The 5,192-nt window shown below is 77.4% G+C and carries 5 protein-coding genes and 2 pseudogenes; 4 read left to right on the top strand and 3 right to left on the bottom strand.

The window, feature by feature from the left end; translation table 11 throughout:
- Window positions 1-828 (top strand): carboxypeptidase-like regulatory domain-containing protein (locus tag VM242_13165; protein ID HVM06113.1); only part of this gene is annotated, 828 nt, incomplete at its 5' end.
- Here the strand turns inward: VM242_13165 and VM242_13170 are convergent.
- The gene (locus VM242_13170) at window positions 782-2,167 is read right to left on the bottom strand and encodes a HAMP domain-containing sensor histidine kinase (GenBank protein HVM06114.1); all 1,386 of its coding nucleotides are present in this window, start codon (window positions 2,165-2,167) and stop codon (window positions 782-784) included. The genes VM242_13165 and VM242_13170 overlap by 47 nt on opposite strands.
- A gap of 12 nt (window positions 2,168-2,179) precedes the next feature.
- A complete protein-coding gene (locus VM242_13175) occupies window positions 2,180-2,869 on the bottom strand; it encodes a response regulator transcription factor (protein ID HVM06115.1) in 690 nt (229 codons plus the stop codon).
- An 88-nt stretch (window positions 2,870-2,957) separates the two neighbouring features.
- On the opposite strand from VM242_13175, the gene VM242_13180 reads away from it, so the two are divergent.
- The 3 genes and pseudogenes from VM242_13180 (at window position 2,958) to VM242_13190 (ending at window position 4,704) form a co-directional block, all read left to right on the top strand.
- The gene (locus VM242_13180) at window positions 2,958-3,737 is read left to right on the top strand and encodes an indole-3-glycerol phosphate synthase TrpC (protein HVM06116.1); all 780 of its coding nucleotides are present in this window, start codon (window positions 2,958-2,960) and stop codon (window positions 3,735-3,737) included.
- On the top strand, window positions 3,728-4,384 hold the full coding sequence (locus VM242_13185) for a phosphoribosylanthranilate isomerase (protein HVM06117.1): 657 nt from the start codon (window positions 3,728-3,730) through the stop codon (window positions 4,382-4,384). The genes VM242_13180 and VM242_13185 overlap by 10 nt, the downstream gene beginning before the upstream one ends.
- A 29-nt stretch (window positions 4,385-4,413) precedes the next feature.
- Window positions 4,414-4,704 (top strand): annotated as a pseudogene (locus VM242_13190) (pyridoxal-phosphate dependent enzyme).
- A 78-nt stretch (window positions 4,705-4,782) separates the two neighbouring features.
- On the opposite strand, the pseudogene VM242_13195 reads toward VM242_13190, so the two are convergent.
- Window positions 4,783-5,127 (bottom strand): annotated as a pseudogene (locus tag VM242_13195) (indole-3-glycerol-phosphate synthase TrpC).
- Window positions 5,128-5,192: the final 65 nt, after the last annotated feature.

Raw genomic sequence — 5,192 nt, forward strand, 5'->3', positions numbered from 1 at the left:
GGCGGGCCGCCGTGCTGGGCGGCCCGCCCGCCCACCACGGCGCCGCCCGACTACCGCGCCGTCGCACTCCCCGTCGCCCCCGGCCGCACCACCACGACCACCGTCGTGATGGGCCCCGGCCTGGCGACCGTGCGGGGCCGCGTCGTCGGTCCCGACGGCCTGCCGGTGTTGGGCGCCAACGTGCGGGTCGAGCGACTGGTGGGCGACGCCGCCGCCCGCACGGACGTGCTCTCGGGGGAGGACGGCGCGTGGTCGCTGCCCAACGTCCTCGGGGGCCGCTACCGGATCCGGGCGTGGCGGGCGCCCGACCTGGCGCAGACCGAGCCCTCCTTCGTCTACGTCGGCTACCGGGAGACGGCTCCGGTGGAGCAGAAGGTGGCCGTCCACGTCGGCACCTTCGCGGTGCCCGCCATCGCGCCCAGCCCGCCCCGGGTGGGCGAGCCGGCCACCCTCGCCGTGCAGGTCACGTCCCGCAGCGTCGACGCCGAGGGCGTCGTCCGGGGGACGCCGCGCGCCGCCACGCCCGTGGAGATCGCCGGCGCCGCCTGGTCCGTCGTCCCCCCGGCGGCCACGGCCACCGACGCCGGCGGTCAGGCCCGTTGGCAGGTCGTGTGCCGGGCGACCGGCGTCCAGCCGCTGCGCCTGGTGGTTGGCGGCGTCGAGCCGTTCGAGATCGCCCTGCCGGCGTGCGCCGAACCGCCGCCACCGCCGGCACCGACGACCATCACCGCCCCCGGCGCCACCACCACGACCCGGCCCGGGGCTACGACGACGCGGCCGGCTACGACGACGACGAGGGCGCCGACGGCGACGACCCGCCCCCGGTAGCGGCGGGCCCGGCCGCCCGCAGCCGCACGGTCATGCGGGTGGCGCCGGGCCGGGATGCCGCCCGCACGTCCGCCTGCATGGCCGCCGCCAGCTCGGCCACGATGGCGAGGCCGAGGCCGGACCCGACCTGGCGGGCCGCCGGCCGGGACGACTGGTACAGCCGCTCGAAGACGTGTGGGAGGTCGGCGCCGGGGATCCCCGGGCCGTCGTCGGCCACCGCCACCTCCACCCGGTCCGCCTCGCTGGTGGTGGTGACCTCGATGCGGGAGGCGGCGAACTTCAGGGCGTTCTCGACGAGGTTGGCGACCACCTGGGCCAGCCGGACCGGGTCGGCGGTGGCCGGGGCCGGCGCTCCCGACACGACGAGGGTGACCCCGGCGGCGTCGGCCGCCGGCCGGAAGCCCTCGGCCGTGTCGGCGGCGACGGCGGCCGCGTCGACGGTGCCCAGGTCGAGCGAGAAGGCACGGGCGTCGAGCTTGGCCAGGTCGAGCAGGTCGCCCACCAGCCGCTCCAGCCGCCGGGCCTCGGCACCGATCACCTCGGCCGCCCGCCGCGAGTCGGGTGCGGCGCCGTCGGCGATGGCCTCGGCGAACCCCCGCACCGAGGTGAGCGGCGTGCGCAGCTCGTGCGACACCGACAGGAGGAACCGGCGCTGCACGCCGCGGGCCCGCTCCAGGTCGGCCGCCATCGAGTTCACCGCCTCGGCCAGCCGGGACAGCTCCCCCTCGGCCCCCGGGCCGCCCGGGTCGACCCGCACGTCCAGGTCCCCGGCGGCGATGCGCCGGGCGGCGTCGGCGGCGGCGGACACGGGCCGGGCGAAGCGGCGGCCCAGGCGGTCGGCGACCGCCGCGGCGGCGACGAGGGCGAGCGCCGCCGACACCACGAACCACGGCAGGGCGACGCCCAGGCCCGACGGCGTCGAGCGGGTGAGCACGACGGCGGCGAGGAACCGCACCGCGCCCCCGGCGGCGAGGGGTGCGGCGGCGTAGGCGAGGTCGCCCTCCCAGCCCGACACGGTGGAACCGGACCGCAGCCGGTCGATCTCGGCGGGATCGAGCTCGACGGGGCTGCCGACGGCCTCGAACCGGGGCCGCAGCCCGGGCCGGGCCAGGGGCACCACGGCGGCGCCCTCCAGGCGCAGCGAGCGCCGCAGGGCGTTGAGCACGCCCGGCCGCTGCAGCCCCTCGGCCGCCTCCGCCAGGGCCTGTGCCTGCTCGACCAGGTCGTCCTCCGTCTGGTGGCGGGCGGCCGAGCGGGCCAGCACCAGGGTGCCGATGCCGGCGACCACGAGGGCGGCGGCCACCACGCCCACGATCGCCACGGTCAGCCGTCGGCGCACGTCACCCCCGGTTCAGCCCAGCCGGTAGCCCACGCCCCACACGGTGGCGAGGGGGAGGGCGTCGCCCAGCTTGCGGCGCAGCTGGCGGACGTGGACGTCCACCGTCCGCTCGTCGCCGAACCAGTCGGCGCCCCAGACGGCGTCGAGCAGCTGGCGCCGGGTGAGCACCAGGCCGGGGTTCTCGGCCAGGTGGCGGAGCAGGTCGAACTCCCGGGTGGCCAGCGGAGCGGCCGTCCCGTCCACCGACGCCTCCCGCCGGGCGGTGTCCACGGTGACGTCCCCGGCCCGCAGGATGCCCGTCGGAGCGGGCGGCGGCCCGTCCGCCCGCCGGAGGACGGCCCTGACCCGGGCCACCAGCTCGCGGGGCGAGAAGGGCTTGGTGATGTAGTCGTCGGCGCCCAGCTCGAGGCCGAGCACCCGGTCGACCTCGCCGTCGCGGGCCGTCAGCATCACCACCGGGACGGCGGCCGTCCGCTCGCCCGACCGCAGGCGCCGGCACACCTCGAGCCCGTCCATGCCGCCCGGCAGCCCGACGTCCAGGACCACCAGCCGGGGGCGCTCCCGGTCGACCAGCTCGAGCCCGCGGGAGCCGTCGGTCGCCTGGAGGACGCGCCAGCCCTCGCGCCGCAGGTAGAGGTCGACCAGGTCGGCGATGTTCGGGTCGTCCTCGACGACGACGATGGTGCCCTGGTCGGACCGCACACCGAAAGGGTGGCACCCGCCCGTGAGGGAAGTGTGAACCCGGTCCGGTGCGGCCGGTCGACGGGGTCGCCCCTAGGCTGGGGAGGCTGTGGCGACCTACCTCGACACCATCCTCGACGCCCACCGCCGGGCCGCCGCGCTCGACCCCCGGCCGCTGGACGAGCTGGTCGAGGCGGCGCGGTCGGAGGGGCCCACCCGGGGGTTCGCGGCCGCACTGGCGGCGGCGGACGGGCTGGCGGTCGTCGCCGAGGTGAAGAAGCGCTCTCCGTCGCTGGGCGACCTGGCGCCCGAGGCGGTCCCGGGGGTGCTGGCCAAGGCCTACGCCGACGGTGGTGCCACGTGCCTGTCCGTCCTCACCGACGCCGAGTTCTTCGGCGGCTCGCCGAGCGACCTGGGCGAAGCCCGGGCCGCCACCGACCTGCCGGTGCTGCGTAAGGACTTCACCGTGTCCGAGCGCGACGTCTGCGACGCCCGCCTCATCGGCGCCGACGCCGTGCTGCTCATCGTGGCCGCCCTGTCCGACGACGAGCTGGGGCGCTTCCTGGCGCTCGCCGCCGACGTGGGGCTCGACGCCCTGGTGGAGGTGCACGACGAGGCCGAGGCGGGGCGGGCCCTGGCCGTGGGCGCCACCGTGGTCGGCGTCAACCAGCGGGACCTCGCCACCTTCGAGGTGGACACCGACCGCGCCGTGCGGGTGGCGTCGGCCATCCCCGACGGCGTGGTGAAGGTGGCGGAGTCGGGCATCCGGGGCCCCGGGGACGCCGCCCGCCTGGCCGCCGCCGGGTACCACGCCGTGCTCGTCGGGGAGGCGCTGGTGACGAGCGACGACCCGGCCGCGGCCGTACGGGCACTGCGCGCATGTTCGTGAAGGTGTGCGGCACCACCAGCGAGGAGGACGCCCTCCTGGCGGTGGCCATGGGCGCCGACGCCGTGGGCTTCATCTTCGCCCCGTCCCCCCGCCAGGTCTCGGTGGCGGCGGTGCGCGACGTCGTGAGCCGCCTGCCCCGCGAGGTCGTCACCGTCGGGGTGTTCCGGGACGAGGCGCCCGAGCAGGTCGTGAAGGTGGTGAACGGGCTCGGCCTGCGGGCCGCCCAGCTGCACGGCCGGGAGACGCCGGCCCAGGTGCAGTGGGTCGTCGAGCGGGTGCCGCTCGTCATCAACGCCTTCCCGGCCGGGAGCAGCGCCATCCGCCGGGCCGACGAGTACGGCGCCCAGATCGTGATGCTGGACGCCCCCGCGCCCGGCTCGGGGCAGGTGTTCGACTGGACGCTGTGCGACGGCGTGCCGCCCGGCTCGCGGTTGCTGCTGGCCGGGGGCCTCACGCCCGACAACGTGGCCGACGCCGTCGCCCAGGCCAAGCCGTGGGGGGTGGACGTGTGCTCGGGCGTGGAGGCGTCGCCGGGGAGGAAGGACGCCGTGAAGCTGCGATCGTTCGTGGCCGCCGCCCGGGCGGCCGCGCCGGAGCAGGACGCCGACACCGGCGAGGGCCCGTTCGACTGGGCGAGCGACCGGTGACGGCGGTCGAGCCGACGCCGGGCCGCCTCATGGGCGAACCGGACGAGGCGGGCCGGTTCGGGCGCTTCGGCGGCCGCTTCCTGCCCGAGTCGCTGGTGCCGGCGTGCGAGGAGCTGGAGGCCGCCTTCCGGGCGGCCTGGGCCGACCCCGCCTTCCACGACGAGTACCAGGGCATCCTCCGGGCCAACGGCCGGCCCACCCCGGTCAGCGAGTGCCCGCGCCTCTCCGAGCGCCTCGGCGTGCGCGTGCTGCTCAAGCGGGAGGACCTGACCCACACCGGCTCGCACAAGATCAACAACGTGGTGGGCCAGGCCCTCCTGGCCCGGCGCATGGGCAAGGCGAGGGTCATCGCCGAGACCGGCGCCGGCCAGCACGGCGTGGTACCCGGCGGCGGCCAGGCGGGCGGCGTCCCCGGGGCCCCGTATGCCCGACTCCGCCATCTTCACCACGTCGTCGGGGATGGCCGACGCCACCCGCACGGCGCGGTCGGTGTCCACCTCGAAGGTGGCGAGGTCCCGCTGGTTGACGCCGACCAGGGTGGCGCCCACGGCCAGGGCCCGCCCCGCCTCGGCCTCGTCGTGCACCTCCACCAGGGCGTCGAGCCCCACGTCGGTGGCCAGGGCCAGGAAGCGCCCCAGCTCGTCGTCGGACAGGGCGGCCACGATCAGCAGCACGGCGTCGGCGCCGATGAGGCGGGCGTCGCAGACGTCGCGCTCGGACACGGTGAAGTCCTTGCGCAGCACCGGCAGGTCGGTGGCGGCCCGGGCCTCCCCCAGGTCGCTCGGCGAGCCGCCGAAGAACTCGGCGT

The organism is Acidimicrobiales bacterium, assembly GCA_035540975.1.
Lineage (GTDB): Bacteria > Actinomycetota > Acidimicrobiia > Acidimicrobiales.

What these genes read in the sequence shown, in the direction of transcription:
- VM242_13185 (HVM06117.1), top strand. Translation starts at nt 3,728, where the DNA reads ATGTTCGTGAAGGTGTGCGGCACCACCAGCGAGGAGGACGCCCTCCTG.